This is a genomic window from Streptomyces gossypii (assembly GCF_025165795.1).
GTDB classification, from domain to species: Bacteria; Actinomycetota; Actinomycetes; order Streptomycetales; family Streptomycetaceae; genus Streptomyces; species Streptomyces gossypii.
Genome location: NZ_JAJAGO010000003.1, coordinates 445,967 through 463,406, shown reverse-complemented (window position 1 = coordinate 463,406; position 17,440 = coordinate 445,967). Strand labels below are relative to the sequence as shown.

Genomic DNA, 17,440 nt, shown 5'->3' with positions numbered 1-17,440 from the left:
CTCTCGGCTCTCGGCTCTCCGCGCGCGGTGTCGTCCCCGCGGGTTCACCAGGGTGACACCGAATGCGGAGCCGGACGTTCACCGCTCGGACGTTCGCCGCTCCGGGGTCACGGATCGCGGCGTACGGTGAGCAGTGCCCCCACCAGCAGGGCCGCCGCGGCGTACGCGGCGAGCACGCCCAGGCCCGCCCAGGGTCCGATCGGCTGCCGTTCGAGATGCGTGGTGGCCTGCACGGCCAGCCCGGCGGGCATCGGCGCGTACCGCTGGATCCGTTCCTGCCACTGCGGGTCGGCGATGAGCCCGGAGAGCACGGGGGCGAGGTACAGCAGGGTCAGTACGGAGGTGAGGGCTCCGGCCGTGTCACGTACGGCGGCGGCGACCCCCAGCGCCAGCAGCGCGACCAGGGCGAGGTACAGCAACGTCCCGACTGCCGCCCGCAGCGTCGGACCGTCCGCGAGGGAGAGCGGCGGATAGCCGTGGGCCTCGGTGAAGCCGTTGCCGGGCAGCAGCGCGCGGCCCGCCGCCAGGGACCCGAGCACCGCGAGAGCCCCGGCGCCGAGCACGGCGCCCGCGACGACGGCCGCCTTGGCGAGCAGCAGCGTGACCCGGCGGGGGGTCGCCGCGAAGGTGACGCTGATGGTCCCGGTGCTGTACTCGCCGCTGATCATGAGTACGGCGAGTACGACGACCACGGCCTGTCCGAGCCGTACGCCGGTGAGGCTGAGTTCGGCGGTGTCCTCGAAGCACTGCGCGGGCGTGGGGCAGTTCTCCGTACCGACCGTGCCGGTGGCCGCGGCGCCCACCAGCACGGTCGAAGCGACCAGCGCGAGCAGCAGCCAGCCGGTGCTGGGCAGGGTGCGCAGCTTCGTCCACTCGGCGTGTACCGCGTGCCCGGCACGTACCGCGTGCCCGGCACGTACCGCGTGCCCGGCACGTACCGCGTGCCCGGCACGTACCGCGTGCTGCGGGCCCAGCGCGTCTTCCCGCGCGCTCATGCGTCACGTGTCCGGAGCCGACGGGCCGCCAGCGCCAGCGCGATCACGGTGTAGCCGCACAGCACGCCGAGCCCGGCCCACGGATCGATCACGGTGTCGTACCGGTGCACGGTCTGCTGGATGGCGAACCCGGCAGCAGGCGTCAGGCGTTCGAGCCAGGTCGCGGCCGACAGCGGGAGTCCGGTGGCCACGATCAGCGGCAGCAGCACGAGCAGCAGGACAGTGGTGATCGCGGCGGCACTGTGCCGCAGGAGCGCACCGACGGCCAGGCTGAACACGGCGATGACGGCCAGCAGCAGCGCCGTCCCCAGGACCGCGCGCAGGACAGGGCCCTCGGAGAGCGGCACGGGTTGACGGCCGCCCGAGCGGAGCACCGGCGCGGCGAGCAGGAACGCGCCGAAGGAGGCGACGAGCCCTGCGGCGAACGTGGCGGCTCCGATCACCACGGCCTTGGCGGCGAGGACGCGTCCGCGGCGCGGGCTGGCGGTGAAGGTGGTGCGGATCATGCCGCGGCGGTATTCGGCGGTGATGAACAGCACGCCGAGCGCGACGACCGCCATCAGCCCGATCAGCACACCGGAGAGCGTGTCCCGGGTGAGGTCGTCGACGAACTCGTCCCGTCCGATGTCACCCGTTCCGGTCACGGTGAAGGTGCCGTCCGCCTGAGTGAAGCCGCCTCCCGCGTGCCCGGCCGTCCGCTCGCGGTCGCGCCACGGCACGGACTGCGGCCCTCCCGCCTGCCCCTCCACCCGCACCTGATCGAAGGTGGCTTTGCCGTCGGTGGGGCGCCCCTCGACGGCCTCGCCGCCGAACTGCCGCGTCACCTCCACGTCGTCGGGCGAGCCGACGAACAGCCCGACCTTGACCGTACGGGGCAGTCCGCCGAGTTCGACGGTGCCGATCCTGTGCCAGTCGGCGCCGTCGGCCGAGACATGGCCGGTGACGGAGTCACCCGCGCGGGTCAGCTTCAGCCAGCGGGGCAGCGGGGCGTCCGCACCGCGCGCGGTGCCCGTCGTGTCGCCGCTGAAGCCCGTCTGCATCCGGACGCCGTGGTCGGGCGTACGGACGACCGCCGCGTACGAAGCCCCCGTCTGGTTGCTCTCCTTGAGCATGAGCCCGGCCTTGGCCCACGGGTCGCTGTTCTTCTGCGCGGTCACCCGGGCGACGAGGGTGCCGTCCCCGGTCAGCGGCCGGTGCACTAGGTGGCCCCGGTCCTGGTCGTCGCGGAGCACGCTCGCCCGCGCGTTGGTCTCGCCGTCGCCGCCCGCGTGGTCGGCGTTCGCCCCTCCGGCGGTGATCAGGGCGACCAGGATGGTCAGCACGACGGCCGCCGCCATGGTCAGTGCCCAGCGAGGGACCGACCTGAGCTTGGTCCACTCGGCAAGCAGCAGTTGCGGAAAGCCGTCCCGCGCGCCCTGCACCGAACTCCGGTACGGCGCTGGACTTCCCGTCGCGGACGCCGCGCCCGCGTCCGCGCCCGCGTCCGGTGCCGCGTCCGGTGCCGCCGCCCCTCCCGTCACGTCACTCACCGCTGCTCCCCGCCGTACCCCTGAAGTCGACCGCGTCCCTGGTGAGTTCCATGTACGCCTCCTCCAGCGACGCGCTGTGTTCGGCGACCCCCGAGAAGGGCACACCGCCCTCTCCCAGCAGCGCGACGATCCGCTCGGCGGTCATCCCTACGATGGTCAGCGCCTCCCGGTCGGTGGCGGCCACCACCGCGCCGGCGCCCGCAAGCACGGTCATTGCCTCCGACCGGCTCGCCGTACGCACCAGCACCCGGTCGCCCGAGGCCGCGGCCAGCAGTTCACGCACGCTGGTGTCGGCGACGAGACGGCCACGGCCGACCACCACCAGATGGTCCGCGCTGTCCTCCAGCTCGCTCATCAGATGGCTGGAGACGAGCACGGCGCGGCCCTCCGCCGCGAGTGACCGCAGCAGTCCGCGCATCCAGGCGATGCCCTCCGGGTCCAGGCCGTTGACCGGCTCGTCCAGGATCAGCACCGGCGGGTCGCCCAGGAGCGCGACCGCTATGCCGAGCCGCTGCCGCATCCCGAGTGAGAAGCCCCCGGCGGACCTGCCCGCCGCGCCGGACAGCCCGACGATGTCGATGACCTCGTCCACCCGCCGCGCGGGCAGACCGTTGGCGTGGGCGACCCAGAGCAGATGATGACGGGCGCCCCGGCTGGGGTGTACGGCCGCCGAGTCCAGCATGGCGCCGACCTCGCACAGCGGCGTGCGCAGCGACCGGTAGGGGCGGCCGCCGATGAGCGCGGTGCCCTCCTCGGGCCGGTCAAGGCCCATGATCATGCGCATCGTGGTGGACTTGCCCGCCCCGTTGGGGCCGACGAAGCCGGTGACCTGGCCCGGCCGAACCATGAAGGACAGTCCGTCGACGGCGACTGTCTGCCCGTACCGCTTGCGCAGCCCCCGGACTTCGATTGTTGCTTCCATACCCGGAGGCTACGAACCGGACGGGTGCCGGGTCGTCACCGTGCGGGGGCATTCCCGGCGGCCCTGCCCTGGGGACGGGCGCCGGGCTCGTCCCCCTGGCGGGGGACGCGGCGATCCGGTGACGGGGGACTCGCGGGCGGCGTCCGGGCGGTCACAATGGCGTCCATGAGGCAGACGGGGGTGCCCTACGGGGGTGCGTCGACGAGTCCGGCGGACAGGGGCGGCGGCGCGGCGCGCGACGGCATGCTGGTGGCCGGGGTCGTGCTCGCGCTGCTCGCGATCGCCGAGACGGTACTCCGCACCACGGTGGCCAAGACCGACGGCTCCGCCGTCTTCCTGCCGCTGGCCCTGCTGGTCGGGCTGTGCTGTACGGCACCGCTGACCGCCGCCCGCCACCACGCCGGGGCCGCCGCGACGGTGATCACGGCCGCCACCGTCCCCGCCGCAGTACTCCACCGTGGGCCGCTCGCCACCGGCCTGGTCGCCCTGTTCACCGTCTGGACCGTCCTCGCCCGGCGCCGCGTGCGCAGGGTCCGTGCCGAGGCCGCCGAGCGGGACACCTCCCGGCAGGACATCGAACACCGGCTCCTCGAATTCTCCGCGCGCGGCGAACGGGCCCGGATCGCACGCGAGTTGCACGACGTGGTGGCGCACCACATCTCGATGATCTCGGTGCAGGCCGAGACCGCACGGCTGACCACCCCCGGAATGCCGGAGGAGGGCGCGAAGAAACTGCTCGCCATCGGCGACACCGCCCGGACCGCGCTCACCGAAATGCGCAGGCTGCTCGGGGTGTTGCGCGAGGACGCCGGGGCCGGAGCCGAACCGACCCGGCAGCCGCAGCCGGGACTTCAGCAGCTCCTCGAACTGCTCGACGAGACCCGGGAGTCGGCGGGCGCGAGCACCCGGCTCATCGTCACGGGCCGGGTCACCGCGCTCGATCCGGGGCTGGAGTTGACGGCATACCGCATCGTCCAGGAGGCGCTGACCAACGTGCGCCGCCACGCGCCCGGCGCCGCCGCCGATGTGGAGATCGTCTACGGCCCGGACACGCTGCACCTGCGGGTACGCGACAACGGCCCCGGGCCCACGGCCAGTCGTGCCCGGAGAGGCGAGAACCGGGGCGACAGCCAGGGTCACGGCCTGCTGGGCATGCGCGAGCGCGCCGCCTCCGTGGGCGGCGAACTGCGGACCAGTCGGGCGCCGGTGGGCGGCTTCCTCGTCGAGGCCACCCTGCCCACCACACCGGGCACCGACAGCACCGAGACCGGTCCCGCCCAGCGGGAAGGAACCGCCGCATGACCGCCTCCTCCCCCGCTTCCTCCCCCGGCCCCGGCCCCGGCCCCGGTCTCGGTCCCGTGCGCGTCGCCGTGGCGGACGACCAGCAGGTCGTACGCGCCGGATTCGCCGCCCTGCTCGACACCCAGCCGGACCTCACCGTGGTCGGCACCGCCGCCGACGGCGCGGAAGCGATCCGGCTCTGCCACCACCAGCGCCCCGACGTGATCCTGATGGACGTGCGCATGCCCACCGTCGACGGCATCGAGGCGACCCGCCGCATCGTGGCCGCCACCGCCCACGACGATCCGCCGCGCGTCCTGATGCTGACCACCTTCGACCTCGACGAGCATGTGTACGACGCCCTCGCCGCAGGCGCCAGCGGCTTCCTCCTCAAGGACGTCACTGCCGAACGGCTCTTCGACGCCGTGCGGGTCGTCGCGGCCGGTGAGGCGCTGCTCGCCCCGAACATCACCCGCCGCCTGATCGGCGAGTTCACCCGCCTCCGCCCGCCCCCGGTGGCTCCCTCGCTGGGCGAGCTGACACCGCGCGAGACCGAGGTGCTGTGCCTCATCGCCGAGGGGCTGTCCAATGCCGAGATCGCCGCCCGGCTGGTGGTGGGCGAGGAGACGGTGAAGACCCATGTGAGCCGTCTGCTGCGCAAACTCGGACTGCGCGACCGGGCACAGGCGGTCATGACCGCGTACGAATCCGGGCTCGTCATCGCCCGCGCGAAGGGCCCGCACATCCCGCACCGGCGCGGAGGCGGCGAGCGCGTCTGACGGCCCCGGTCCCGTTCCCGTTCCCGGGCCCCTGCCCACGCCGTGAGCCCCGCAGTACCGTCGTGTGGAGCCGCGTACGGCGGGCCACAGGAAGGGAGTCGGCATGCAGATCGGCCAGCTGTCCGAACGCACCGGCGCGAGCCGCCGTTCGATCCGCTACTACGAGCAGCAGGGCCTGCTGGAGGCGCGGCGCACCAGCAAGGGCTGGCGGGAGTACGACGACCGGGCCGTCAACCAGGTGCGGAACCTGCGCGAGCTGCTGCGTGCCGGACTGCTGCTGGACGACATCCGCCAGGTGGCGCCCTGCCTGGAGATGAAGACCTCCGACTTCCTGGCCTGCGACAGCCCCGATGAGGGGACGCTCGCCATGTACGAGGGACGGCTCGCGGAGGTGGAGGCGAAGGCGGCCCAGCTCCAGCGGTACCGGGCCGAGCTGGTGGAGCGCATCGCGCGGCTGCGGGCCGGGGCGGCGGACACGGAGCACTTCTCGGAGCTGCTGCGCTCCGGCGCTTGACCTTGACACCGGTGTCACTGCCTAGCGTGCGGATCGATCCCATGACCCACGTAGGAGGTAGTGCCCCATGGCGCGATCCGCCGCCCTGCCCGGCTGGCTGTACGTACTGTTCCTGACCCTGCTGGCCACCGCCACCGACGAGTTCATCATCGCGGGTGTGCTGCGGGAGATCGCCGGGGACCTCTCGGTCAGCGTCTCGGCCGCGGGCCAGCTGGTCACCGTCTTCGCGGTCGTGTACGCGCTGGGCGCACCGACGCTCGCGCTGGTCTTCGCCCGTTTCCCCCGGCGCCCGGTGATGGTGGCCGGGCTGGCGGTGTTCGTCCTGGCCAACGTGGCGGCGGCGCTCTCCCCCGGATACGCCTCGCTGCTGGCGGCCCGGATCGCGGCGGCCCTGGCCGCGGCCGTGGTCACCGCGGCGGCGTTCACGATGGTGGCGATGCGGGCCCCGGAAGGCCAGCAGGGCCGCTACCTCGGCGTCGCCACGGCGGGCATGACAGCCGCGCTGTTCACCGGCGTCCCGCTGGGCACCTGGCTGGGCGGCGCCCTGGGCTGGCGCGCCACCTTCTGGCTTCTCGCCGCGGTCGGCACCCTCGCCGTCATCGGCCTGCTGACCACGGCCCCCTCGGTGCCGGGCGGCCCGAGCACGCCGCTGCGCGAACGGCTCGCTCCGCTGCGCCGCGTCGCCGTACTGCGGCTGGTCGCGGTGACCTTCCTGGCGGGCAGTGGAGGACTGATGTTCTACACCTACCTGTCCGCCTATGTGGCCGAGGCCGCCTCCGGCTCAGGCACCCTGCTGTCCGTCGTCCTGCTCGTCGTCGGCCTCGCGGGCCTGGCGGGCGCGCTGCTGGCAGGCCGGGCCGCCGACGCCTTCGGGCCCCGGCGGAGTCTGCGGGTGGTGATCGGCGGACACGCGCTGACGCTGCTGCTCGCCGCCGCGTTCGGCTTCAGCGGCATGGACGGGACGGCCGCGCCGGCGGTGCTGGTCGTACTGATCGCCTTCTGGTCGGTGTTCGCCTGGGCACTCAACCCGCCGATCCAGGGCAGCATCATGGCCGCGGCGGGCCCCGAGGCCGCCATGCCCGCGCTGGCGCTGAACATCTCGGGGCTGTACCTGGGCACCGGGGTGGCCGGGGCGGTGGGCGGCATCGTCATCGCCACCGCCGACATCCGGTTCGTCCCGTTGGCGGGCGGCGCCCTGATGCTGCTGTCCTTCCTGCTCACCCTCGCCCCGGAGCACACCCCCTCGTCAGACCGTGTGCGAGTACGGCCACCTGGTGGCCGTACTCGCACACGGACTCACGGGACAGCCAGCACGGAACAGTCCGTGTAACCCGTCTCTCCGGCCGCCGATGCGGTGCCGGGGGGCGGCGCGGGATTCCGTCCCGGTGTCACTCACCGGATCGCGCTACCGCGCATGGCGGGGAAGCCGTGGGTGCGTGCGGCGATCACCACGGCGAGGACCGGTACCAGGAGCAGCAGGATCGTCCAGGGGAAGGACGTGGTGCCGACCAGTCCGAGGAGGATGCCGCCCGCGACTCCGCCACCGGCCATCGCGGCGTTCCAGAGGGTGACCAGCATGGCCTGCACGGCGTCGCCGGAGTCACCGCCCGCGTCACCCGCGGCGGTCTGCAGGAGGGTGGGGGCGCCGCCCCAGCCCAGACCCCACAGCGTCACCGCGAGGTAGACCATGGCGGGGCTGTCGGACAGTACGGCGAGCAGCGCCGCCGCCACGCCGACCAGCAGGGTGCTGGCAAGGGTCAGCGCGCGCAGCCGGCGGTTGATGTGGGAGCCGACGGCCCAGATGCTGACCAGCGAGGCGGCACCGAAGACCAGCAGCACGACGTCCGTGGAGCCGCCCATGCCCAGCTCGTCCAGGTAGGTGGCGATGAAGGTGTAGAGGATGGTGTGGGCCAGCACGAAGACGAGGGTGACGAAGAGGACCGGGGCCACGCCCGGGATGCGCAGCGTGGGCAGCATCCGGGTACGGGCCTCCCGCCGCTGACCGGGGAAGTCCGGGACGGCCGCCGTGATCCAGCCGAGCAGTACGACCGTGAGCACCGTCATGATCAGGAAGGCCACCCGCCAGCCCAGCGTCTCGCCGAGGAAGGTCCCGGCGGGCACACCCAGCGCCAGGGCGACCGGGATGCCCGCCATGGCGAGGGCGATCGCCTTGCCCTGGAGGTGTGCGGGCGCCATCCGGCGGGCGTATCCGGCCAGCAGCGCCCAGGCGAGGCCCGCGGCCACCCCGGCGACGAAGCGGGCGGCCATGGTCAGGGGGTAGGCGGAGGAGAAGGCGGTGACGGTGTTGGCGACGGCGAAGAGCGCCATCGACGTCAGCAGCAGCCGCTTGCGCCGCCAGGCGGCGGTGGCCGCGGTCAGCGGGATCGCGGTCAGCGCCGTACCGATCGCGTAGACCGTGACGGTCTGCCCCGTCGCGGACTCGCTGACTCCGAGCTCGGCGCTCATCGCGGGCAGCAGCCCGGCGGGCAGCGTCTCGGTGAGGCTGGTGATGAAGACGGCCGTGGCCAGCGCCAGCAGCGCCAGTACGGGGAGTCTCTGCTGTTCCTGTTCCTGTTCCTGTTCCTGTTCCTGTTCCTGGGCACCGGTGGTGGGTGCGGTGGTCTTCGCTGCGGTCTTCGCTGCGGTACGCATCGTTGTGGTGTCCGTTCTGTGCTCCGGGTGTGGTGACGACAGTGCCCGCGAGCGCTTCGGAGGCGCTGATGGTCCGCTGACGGTCGGCCGCAGCAGGCCGCTCCGCCGTGTGTACGGTTCACGCATGCTGTTCGGGGTGCTCGGTCCGCTGGCGGTGTGGGACGGCGAAGGCCGGCCGGTCAGGGTTCCCGAGGTGAAGGTGCGGGCGCTGCTGGCCGATCTTCTGGTGCACGAGGGGCGGCCCGTCTCCGCCGACCGGCTCATCGACGACCTCTGGGGCGGGGAGCCGCCGGGCAATCCCGCCAACGCGCTCCAGGCCAAGGTCTCCCAGCTGCGCCGCGCCCTCGGCCGCGACCGCGTGCTGCACCAGCCGCCCGGCTACCGGCTTCGCCTCGACGGCGCCGGACAGCCCGAGACCGAGGCCGAGGTGGACGCGGACCGCTTCCGCTCCCTGACGGCCCGCGCCCGACTCCTGCCCGATCCGGGCGCCCGAGCGGCACAGCTCAGCGAGGCGCTGGAGATGTGGCGCGGCCCGGCGTACGCCGACTTCGCGGACGAGGAGTTCGTCCGCGCAGCCGCCCACCGCTTGGCGGAGTTGCGGCTCGCCGTCCTGGAGGAGCAGGCCGAGGCCCGTCTGGCGGCGGGCGACCACACCCTGCTCAGCGGGGAACTGGCCGATCTGGTCGCGCACCATCCGCTACGGGAACGGCTGCGCGCCGTCCAGCTGCGTGCCCTCTACCGGGCCGGTCGCCAGAACGAGGCGCTCGCCTCGTACGCGGAACTGCGGGAGCGCCTGGCGGATGAGCTGGGCCTCGATCCGGGCCCCGAACTGGCCGCGCTCCACCAGGCGATCCTGCGCCAGGACGTGTCACTCGCCCCGCCGCCGGTCGCCGCGTCCGCCCTGGAGCAGGCACCGCCCACCCCCGTTCGTCCCCGCTCGAACCTTCCGGCTTCGCTCACGGCGCTGGTCGGCCGCGACCGGTCGCTGGGCGAGCTCGGTCAGCTCCTCGGTCCGGCGGCGTCGGCGCCGCGGCTGGTCACGCTGACCGGTCCCGGCGGTGTCGGCAAGACGCGGCTCGCCGTGGAGGCCGCCACCCGCCTCGCCCAGGGCGCGGAAGCCGAAGCGGATGTCCCTGACGGCGTGTGGCTCGTCGAGCTGGCAGGTCAGCGCGGGGGCGGCGTCGACGAGCTCGTACAGCTGATCTCCACCGTGCTCGGCGTCCGCGACGACGCGCCCTCCGGCCTGCCCGGACTCGGCGGCGCTCCCCCGGCCCCCGCCGACCGGCTCGCGGCCGCCCTGCGCGACCGCCGCACGCTCCTCGTCCTCGACAACTGCGAACAGGTGGTCGGCCCGGCCGCCGAACTCGCGGAACTCCTGCTGCGCGCCGCACCCGGCCTGCGTGTGCTGGCCACCAGCCGGGAACCGCTGGGCCTCACGGGCGAGGCGGTGTATCTGGTCGAACCGCTCCAGACCGCCGACGCCGTACGGCTGTTCACGGCCCGCGCCGCCGCCTCCGCACCCGGCTTCGCACCGGACGAGGCCGCGACACGGGAAGCCGTCGCGGAGATCTGCCGCCGCCTGGACGGCATCCCGCTGGCCCTCGAACTGGCAGCGACCCGCGTCCGTGGCCTGGGCATACGGGAGTTGGCGGCCCGCCTCGGCGACAGCTTCCGGGTGCTCACCTCCGGCCGACGCGGCGCGCCCGCGCGGCAGCAGACGCTGCGGGCGGTCATCGACTGGAGCTGGGAACTGCTCAGCACCCCTGAGCGCGTCGTGCTGAGCCGCCTCGCCGTGCACCGCGACGGCTGCACTCTGGAGGCGGCCGAAGCGGTGTGCGCGGGCGACGGCGTGCCCCGCGAGGAAGTCCTCGATCTGGTGACGCGGCTGGTCGACCGGTCCCTCGTCGTCATGGTGGACGGAGGCTCCGCCGGTACGGCCCCCCGCTACCGGCTGTTCGAATCCGTCGCCGCGTACGCGACGGAGCGCCTGCGCGAGCGGGAGGACCTCACCGGCGTACGCGTACGGCATCTGCGCTACTACCTGGAGCTGGCCGAACGCGCCGAACCCCGTCTTCGCGGCGGCGACCAGCAGGCATGGCTCGCCCGCCTCGACGCCGAGTCCGCCAACCTGCGGGCCGCGCTCGACGAGGCGGGCGGCACGGAAGAGGCGGTACGGCTCGCCACCGCCCTCGCCTGGTGGTGGCTGCTGCGCGGCCGCCTCAGCGAGGCCCACCGCAGCCTTGCGGCCGTACTCTCCGCCGCCCCGGAGGACGCCGTACGTAGCGAACTTCCCCTCCTCCGCCAGGCGTTCGCCCTGCTCACAGGTGACCGGACGTCTGCGCCCGCCGCCGACGCGCCCCAGTCGTCCCTGGCACCGGCCCACGCCCTGCGGCACGCCCGTTCCCTCTGGCTCTTCGCGTACGGGCTCTTCAACGCGGGCGACCCGGCCGCCAGCGAGGACGCCAACGCCCGCGCGTTCGACCTCTTCACCAGCGGCGCCCCCGACGCAGCGGACCCGGCCGACCCGGCCGACGTCCGATGGGGCACGGCCGCGACTCTCGGTCTGCGTGCGATGCACGCACTCACACGGGGCGATCTCACCACTCTGGAGTACGACGGGCTGCGCAGCGCCGGGATTCACCGTGAAGTCGGTGACCGTTGGGGTGAGTTGCAGACGGTGCAGCCGCTCGCCGCACTGGCCGAGATCAAGGGCGACTACGCGGAGGCCGCACACCTCCAGGGCGAAGGTCTGCACATCGCCGAGGAGTTGGGCCTCGAAGCGGAGGTCTCCACCCGCCTCTCCGGCCTCGGCCGCCTGGCGCTGCTCGCCCACGAATGGGACCGGGCCCGCGCACTGCACGAGCGGGCACGGCAGTTGGCCGCCACACAGGGCTCCCGGTATGGCGAGATCCACGCGGAGATGGGCCTCGCCCTCGGCGCCCGCCGCTCCGGCGACCTGGACGGCGCCGAGCGGCATCTGCTGCACATCCGCGACCGCCACAGCCAGGTGTCCTCGGCGGTGGGCGACCATCTGCTTCACGCCGAGTTGGGCTTCCTCGCCGAACAGCGCGGCGACGCGGCCCAGGCTTCGGCCCACCACCTCCGCGGACTCGACCTCGCCCGCTCCATCGGGGACCCGCGCGCCCTGGCCCTCTCCCTGGAGGGCCTGGCGGGCGCGGCGGCGCTTGCCGGGGACCCGGCAGCGGCAGCGCGCGCGGCCCTGCTCCTCGGCGCAGCGCACGCCGCCCGCCACAGCGTGAACGCCCCACTGCCACGGGCCGAACGCGCCGACGTCGACCGCATCACGGCCACTGCGACCGCGACCCTCGGCCAAGCCGCCTTCACGGAGTCCTTCCAGCAGGGCACGACCCTCGCCCCAGCGGCGGCCGTCCGCTGCTGAGACACGCCCGCTTCGAACTTGTGTGCGATGAAGGGCCTACAGTGGTACTCCTGGAGATCACAGGGACACATCTCTTCTCGCTTGGAGTGAGCAATGTCTGTTCGCCGTGTCGTGCCCAACATCCAGTCGGAGGCCGAGCAGGAGAACCGGGAGTTCTACGGCCTGCTGGGCTTCCAGGAGGTCATGAACCTCGGCTGGATCATGACGCTCGCCTCCCCGTCCCACCCGACGGCCCAGGTGAGCATCATGCCCAGCGACAAGACCGCACCCGTCACCCCCGACATGAGCGTCGAGGTGGACGACGTCGACGCGGTCCATGCGGCCGTACGGAAGAGCGGCGCGGAGATCGTCCACCCCTTGCAGGACGAGGAGTGGGGCGTACGGCGATTCTTCGTCCGCGACCCCAGCGGCCGAGTGATCAACGTACTCACCCACCGCTGACATCACTCCCGTCCTCCTGCTCCTCGGGCACCCCCTGCTCAAGACGTGGGATCCGGTCGCCTCTGCTCCGCGCGATGCGGTGCACCTCGCGCAGCGACTCGGTCATGCGCGCCGCGACGAAGCGGATCTGCTCGGGCGTGGCCGTGCCGTCGGAGAGCAGGTCCGCCACGTGGTCGAGCAGATCGGCGGCCATGTCGAGTTGCACACTCTCGACATTGTCAGCGACCCGCGAGATATACCCGGTGCCGTCACCGATGACGTAGCACGGGTTCCCCTCGGGGTTGCACCACGGCAGCAGTCGGCTGTTGTGGGCGCCCGTCTGCCCTGCATGGCTGATCACGCGGGCACCCCCACCCCGTGAACGGGGCACCAGCACGCCATCTCACGCTCGTACGCGACGAGGTAGGGCCGTACGAGTGCGCTGTCCTCACCCCGCAGGACGGGTTCCGCGGGCGCTGGGCGAGGCTGCGGCATAGGGGTTACGGGTGGCGGCCGGGTGCCGAGGCGCTCGGTTTCGAGCGCCCGATGATGGCCGGGCGGGGGCCACAGGAGGCGCAGCAGCGGCTCCAGGAGACGGGCGATAAGGTTCAGCACGTCGTCAACTCCACTCTGTTAGTTGATGGCCACGCCCCGGACCGTGTGCAGCGGTCGCGGGGTTTTTCGCGTGCGGACGACCAGCCGAGTGGCCGGACCACGCTGTAGTAATCCACTCACAGAGTGAGACGAGTCGGGCTACGCTCACCGGGGGTTTGATGTGACAACGCCTTCGTCTCACAGGAGTTGACGGTGAGTAATACCTATGGGGAATGGCTGAAAGCCCAACGCGAGACGACGGGCCTGACCCAGCAGGAGTTGGCCGACGCGGTCATCATGACCCGCTCGCACATCTCCCACATCGAAGCGGGCCGGCGCGTCCCCTCCAAGGAGGACGCCCGCCGCCTGGACAAGGCCCTGAACACGGGTGACGTGCTGAGCAGTTTTCTCCCGCAGACGGACGCGGTCGTAGCCGACTACTTCGAAACGGCTCGCCTACTCGAACAGCAGGCGACAGTAATCCGCGAGTTCGCGCTGTCTTTCGTGCCCGGCATTCTCCAGACCGAGCCGTACGCACGCGCGGTTCTGCGTGTCGGCTTCCCTCCTCTGAGCGAAGAGGAACGTGACAGGCTCGTCGTCACACGGCTTGAGCGATCGAAGATCCTTTCCGCCCCAGTACAGCCCGTAGTGTGGGCGCTGCTGGACGAGGCGGTACTACGCCGCCCTGCTGGCGGCCCAGAGGTCATGGCGGCACAGATCACGCATCTCGTCCGCCTGGTGGAGGACGAGCGCGTCCGCGTACACGTGGTGCCGTTCGGGCTGGGCATCCACCCACTCATGCAGAGCATGTTGACCCTGATGTGGTTCGAGGACCAGCCCCCGGTTGCCTACTCTGAGGGCCTGCAGATCGGCAAGATCCACGATGCCCCGGCCACCGTCGAACGGCTCCGGGGCGCCTATGATCTCGCGCTAGGCGACGCACTGCCGTTGAACGAGTCCCTTGCCCTGATGCAAGCGACAGCAAAGGAATACCAACGTCATGAGTGACTGCACCATACCGCTCTCTTCCTCCCTGACCGGCTGGCGCAAGTCGTCCTACAGCGGGAACGAGGGCGGCAGTTGCGTCGAGGTGCTGGACGGGCACCCGTCCGGCGTCCCCGTCCGGGACTCCAAGTCCCCGCACGGCCCCGCACTCGTCTTCGGCACACACAGCTGGTCAGCGTTCATCACGGCCGTCAAGACGCGCGGTTAGCCGACGCGTCAGCGGCCGGTGGAGCCGTCGATCCGCTCGCGGAGAATGTCGGCGTGGCCCGCGTGGCGGCCGGTCTCTTCGATCATGTGCACCAGGACCCATCGCATCGATGGTGGCTGGCCCCGGCGCGGGGGTCGCGGGGCGGGGAGAGCCAGATCCGGGCAGGCGTCGATTACCTGGTTCGCCTGCTCGACGCTCTTCCGGTAGTCGGCGAGCACGCCGTCGGCTGTGTCCTCTGCTGACGGCCGCAGGGTCGCGGGCCAGTTGGCGACGTCCTCACCGAGGAAGTAGAAACGTTCGACGCACGCCAGGTGCTTGAGCAGGCCGAGAAGGTTGGTGCCCGAGGGCACTCCGCCCGTACGGACTTGCGGTTCCGGCACGTCCGCGACCTTGTCCGCGACCGACGCCCGCAGATAGTCGAGGAAGCCTTGCAGGGTGGCCTTCTCGTCGGCGCCTGTCGACGGAGGTCCGGCGTTGGCTGGCATCGAGTCAGTCCGTTCCGGTGAACTGTACGAGCAGGACGTTGTCGATGACGGTGGCGGTCTCACCAGCGGGTCCGGTGGCCTGGCGGTGGGGCATGTCGGCGCGCAGGACGGACCAGCGCGCGGGGTCGAGGTCCAGTTCGGCGGCGGTCTCTGTCGGTGTGGCGTAATGAGTGTCGGGGTCCTGGTTCCATGACCAGGGCGCGGTGGAGCCGTGGTCGACGATCAGTAGGAGGCCGCCGGGTCGCAGGGCCCGTGCTGCGGTGCGCAGGACTCGGCTGCGGGGCAGCGCGAACGGGGTGTGGAAGTACTGGGCGGAGACGAGATCGAACTTGTCGGCCGGGAAGCTCCTGGCCAGATCGTGCTGCTCGGTGGTGGTCCGGTCGGCGAGGCCGAGCTCGCGGGCGCGTTCCCGCACCCCTTCGACCGCGGTGGTGGAGATGTCCACTGCGGTGACCTGCCACCCCTGCTGGGCGAGCCAGATGGCGTCGCCGCCTGCACCGCAGCCCAGGTCCAGGGCGGCGCCGGGGTCCAGCGGCGCGGCGGTCTCGGCGAGCAGCGGGTTGGCGCGTGCGCCCCAGGTGCGCTGGGTGCGGTAGTGCCGCTCCCAGAACACCTCGGGCTCCTCGCCTGCGGCGGCGTCGGGTCGTGAGCGTGTGGAATCCATCAGAGTTGCCCCTTCGTCGACCGGCGTGCCGAGCGTGATCGGATACGCACCTTCGCCGCCGGTGATGTACCGACAGCATCGCCACCGCTGTTCCGTCCTTGCAAGAAAAGTTGCGGATCCGCATTATCGAGGCATGGACAGGGACAGCATGGAAATACCCGCAGGAGACGTTCTGGCCGGAGTCGGGCCGCATCTGCGTGCTCTGCGCAGGGCGCGGAGCGCCACGCTGGCGACGCTGGCGGACGAAACCGGGCTCACGGCGAGCACTCTGTCCCGGCTGGAGAACGGCAAGCTCCGCCCCACGCTGGAGCAGCTGCTTCCGCTTGCCCGGGCGCACGGTGTCCCACTCGACGATCTCGTCGCGGCGCCGCCCACCGGCGACCCGCGCATCCACTTGCGACCCGTGCGGCGATCCGGGCTGGTGATGGTGCCACTGACCCGGCGGGCCGGCGGCATCCAGGCTTACAAGGTGATCTATCCGCCCGCCGGTCGAGCATCCACGAGGAACCTGCAGACTCACGACGGCTACGAGTGGTTCTATATCCTCAACGGACACGTCCGATTCGTGCTCGGCGAGCAGGAGTTCCGACTCGGGGTCGGCGAGGCCGCGGAGTTCGACACCCGCACACCGCACTGGATCGGCAGCGCCGACAGTCAGCCCGCGGAGCTGCTCGCCCTCTTCGGCGCACAAGGAGAACGCGCCCACCTGGCACCGTCCAAGCCCTGACCGTCTCAGTGTCCCGACGAAAGCCGGTCGGCTTCCTGCGCTGCACGCTCCAGCCGGCTCCGGTACTCCTCCCACCAGGCCGCGTCGCCCGGCGGCATGCTGTCGTTGCTCTTGTTCATCCCCACGGAACCGTCCATGAGTTCCCGGAGGATGTCGGCGTGCCCGGCGTGCCGGTGCGTATCGGCGATCACGCGTACCACGGCGTGATGCAAGGTCACCTCGTCCCGGTCGTCGGGCCACCACGGCACTCTGCCGACCGTGTCCAACGCCAGCGCGTCGATCGTCGCGTCCGCGTGCGCCCACGCCCGGCGGTAGAGCCCCACGATGTCCTCGCGCGACTCCTCCGCGGTGACCCACATGTCCCCGTTGGACTCGGCAGCGTCTTCGAGCCAGGGCAGCAGCTCACCGGACGGCCGCCCGAAGGTGTCGCCGAGATAGCCCAGCTCCACGGTGGCCACGTGCTTCACCAGACCGAGGAGGTTCGTCCCGGTCGGCGTCAACGGACGGCGAATGTCGTACTCCGAGAGCCCGTCGAGCTTCCACACCAGCGCATCACGCGCGGACTGCAGATAAAAGCGAAGATCAGCCTTGGCATCCCATGCGGTCATCAACTCAGTCTGCTGCCCGCAAGATCCCCGTCAACCCCTTTCCTCCACCGCTGACAGCGGCCTCCGGTCAGGGGCGGCGGGCCGCAAGGACGCAGAACTCGTTCCCCTCCGGGTCGAAAAGTGTGACCCAGCTCTCCTCACCCGTTTGGCCGACGTCGGCGTGACGAGCACCTAGGCCGACCAGGCGACGGACCTCTTCGTCTTGCTCCCTGTCTGCCGGGTTGACGTCGATGTGGAGCCTGTTCTTCACGGTCTTGCCCTCGGGCACGTGCGCGAATGTCAACAGCGGTGGCACTGGGCCACGAGGGTTCTTGCCTTCAGGCTCCACAGGCGGCCCAATGGTGACAATTCCTTCCTCTTCGTCTTCGTCTTGCACCTCGTAGTCAAGAACCGAGCACCAGAACCGGGCGAGACCGCCGGGATCGGCACAGTCGATCGCAAGCTCGGTGAACTTACTGGCCATGTCAGGACCTCCCGGTCACGTAGCAAGTCCGCCAAAGGACCCACACCAACCGCGGTATGCGAGGGCGAGTGGCGATGCCTTGGCCAATGGTGTCGCGGTGAAGAATGTTCGTCGACTCTTCCCCATCGCTGCTTCCGGCGGACGCCCGCGAGGCGGCCAAACGACAGACCCCAAGGGCTGTCCCGTCAGCCCTG

18 protein-coding genes are annotated in these 17,440 nt (G+C 71.7%); 9 read left to right on the top strand and 9 right to left on the bottom strand.

All coding sequences use genetic code 11. The features are described from left to right. Positions 1 to 107: 107 nt before the first annotated feature. The 3 genes from LHJ74_RS08555 to LHJ74_RS08545 are packed head-to-tail and all read right to left on the bottom strand — an operon-like array spanning position 108 to position 3,446. Entirely contained in the window at positions 108 to 995 is an 888-nt protein-coding gene (locus LHJ74_RS08555) for an ABC transporter permease (RefSeq protein ID WP_260217136.1), read from the bottom strand. After that, entirely contained in the window at positions 992 to 2,524 is a 1,533-nt protein-coding gene (locus LHJ74_RS08550) for a DUF1349 domain-containing protein (RefSeq protein WP_260217135.1), read from the bottom strand. The genes LHJ74_RS08555 and LHJ74_RS08550 overlap by 4 nt, the downstream gene beginning before the upstream one ends. Next, a complete protein-coding gene (locus tag LHJ74_RS08545) occupies positions 2,517 to 3,446 on the bottom strand; it encodes an ABC transporter ATP-binding protein (RefSeq protein WP_260217133.1) in 930 nt (309 codons plus the stop codon). Before LHJ74_RS08545 ends, LHJ74_RS08550 begins: the two co-directional genes overlap by 8 nt. Positions 3,447 to 3,611: 165 nt before the next feature. On the opposite strand from LHJ74_RS08545, the gene LHJ74_RS08540 reads away from it, so the two are divergent. From LHJ74_RS08540 to LHJ74_RS08525, 4 genes are all read left to right on the top strand, one after another. Continuing rightward, positions 3,612 to 4,748, top strand: a complete 1,137-nt coding sequence (locus LHJ74_RS08540) for a sensor histidine kinase (protein ID WP_260217132.1) — start codon at positions 3,612 to 3,614, stop codon at positions 4,746 to 4,748. Next, a complete protein-coding gene (locus LHJ74_RS08535) occupies positions 4,745 to 5,506 on the top strand; it encodes a response regulator (RefSeq protein ID WP_260217129.1) in 762 nt (253 codons plus the stop codon). Before LHJ74_RS08540 ends, LHJ74_RS08535 begins: the two co-directional genes overlap by 4 nt. Positions 5,507 to 5,609: 103 nt before the next feature. Continuing rightward, positions 5,610 to 6,020: a MerR family transcriptional regulator gene (locus tag LHJ74_RS08530; protein ID WP_260217127.1), complete on the top strand. Its 411-nt coding sequence runs from the start codon at positions 5,610 to 5,612 to the stop codon at positions 6,018 to 6,020. A 67-nt stretch (positions 6,021 to 6,087) separates the two neighbouring features. Next, positions 6,088 to 7,350, top strand: a complete 1,263-nt coding sequence (locus LHJ74_RS08525) for an MFS transporter (protein WP_260217123.1) — start codon at positions 6,088 to 6,090, stop codon at positions 7,348 to 7,350. Positions 7,351 to 7,412: 62 nt separating this feature from the next. Here LHJ74_RS08525 and LHJ74_RS08520 read toward each other — a convergent pair whose 3' ends face one another. Beyond that, on the bottom strand, positions 7,413 to 8,672 hold the full coding sequence (locus tag LHJ74_RS08520; RefSeq protein WP_260217120.1) for an MFS transporter: 1,260 nt from the start codon (positions 8,670 to 8,672) through the stop codon (positions 7,413 to 7,415). A gap of 124 nt (positions 8,673 to 8,796) precedes the next feature. On the opposite strand from LHJ74_RS08520, the gene LHJ74_RS08515 reads away from it, so the two are divergent. Together LHJ74_RS08515 and LHJ74_RS08510 are read left to right on the top strand one after the other, a co-directional pair. Continuing rightward, positions 8,797 to 12,072, top strand: a complete 3,276-nt coding sequence (locus tag LHJ74_RS08515; protein ID WP_260217119.1) for an AfsR/SARP family transcriptional regulator — start codon at positions 8,797 to 8,799, stop codon at positions 12,070 to 12,072. Between the two features lie 93 nt (positions 12,073 to 12,165). Then, positions 12,166 to 12,513: a VOC family protein gene (locus tag LHJ74_RS08510; RefSeq protein ID WP_260217118.1), complete on the top strand. Its 348-nt coding sequence runs from the start codon at positions 12,166 to 12,168 to the stop codon at positions 12,511 to 12,513. Here the strand turns inward: LHJ74_RS08510 and LHJ74_RS08505 are convergent. Next, the gene (locus LHJ74_RS08505; protein WP_260217116.1) at positions 12,500 to 12,853 is read right to left on the bottom strand and encodes a hypothetical protein; all 354 of its coding nucleotides are present in this window, start codon (positions 12,851 to 12,853) and stop codon (positions 12,500 to 12,502) included. The two genes, LHJ74_RS08510 and LHJ74_RS08505, sit on opposite strands and share 14 nt — an antisense overlap. Positions 12,854 to 13,299: 446 nt before the next feature. Between LHJ74_RS08505 and LHJ74_RS08500 the strand changes: the two genes are divergently transcribed. Beyond that, on the top strand, positions 13,300 to 14,094 hold the full coding sequence (locus LHJ74_RS08500; RefSeq protein ID WP_260217112.1) for a helix-turn-helix domain-containing protein: 795 nt from the start codon (positions 13,300 to 13,302) through the stop codon (positions 14,092 to 14,094). Continuing rightward, positions 14,087 to 14,299 carry a DUF397 domain-containing protein gene (locus LHJ74_RS08495; protein ID WP_260217110.1) on the top strand — a complete coding sequence of 71 codons (213 nt, stop codon included), beginning with the start codon at positions 14,087 to 14,089 and terminating at the stop codon, positions 14,297 to 14,299. Before LHJ74_RS08500 ends, LHJ74_RS08495 begins: the two co-directional genes overlap by 8 nt. Positions 14,300 to 14,307: 8 nt before the next feature. Here LHJ74_RS08495 and LHJ74_RS08490 read toward each other — a convergent pair whose 3' ends face one another. Then, positions 14,308 to 14,784 (bottom strand): DinB family protein, encoded by a 477-nt coding sequence (locus LHJ74_RS08490; RefSeq protein ID WP_260217104.1) that lies wholly within the window; start codon positions 14,782 to 14,784, stop codon positions 14,308 to 14,310. Between the two features lie 4 nt (positions 14,785 to 14,788). After that, the gene (locus tag LHJ74_RS08485; RefSeq protein ID WP_260217100.1) at positions 14,789 to 15,448 is read right to left on the bottom strand and encodes an SAM-dependent methyltransferase; all 660 of its coding nucleotides are present in this window, start codon (positions 15,446 to 15,448) and stop codon (positions 14,789 to 14,791) included. A gap of 133 nt (positions 15,449 to 15,581) precedes the next feature. On the opposite strand from LHJ74_RS08485, the gene LHJ74_RS08480 reads away from it, so the two are divergent. Further along, positions 15,582 to 16,175, top strand: coding sequence for a helix-turn-helix domain-containing protein (locus tag LHJ74_RS08480; RefSeq protein ID WP_260217098.1), 594 nt, complete (start codon positions 15,582 to 15,584; stop codon positions 16,173 to 16,175). 5 nt (positions 16,176 to 16,180) lie between these two features. Here LHJ74_RS08480 and LHJ74_RS08475 read toward each other — a convergent pair whose 3' ends face one another. Then, positions 16,181 to 16,783 carry a DinB family protein gene (locus LHJ74_RS08475; RefSeq protein ID WP_260217096.1) on the bottom strand — a complete coding sequence of 201 codons (603 nt, stop codon included), beginning with the start codon at positions 16,781 to 16,783 and terminating at the stop codon, positions 16,181 to 16,183. A 67-nt stretch (positions 16,784 to 16,850) separates the two neighbouring features. Then, positions 16,851 to 17,246: a VOC family protein gene (locus LHJ74_RS08470; RefSeq protein WP_260217094.1), complete on the bottom strand. Its 396-nt coding sequence runs from the start codon at positions 17,244 to 17,246 to the stop codon at positions 16,851 to 16,853. Positions 17,247 to 17,440: the final 194 nt, after the last annotated feature.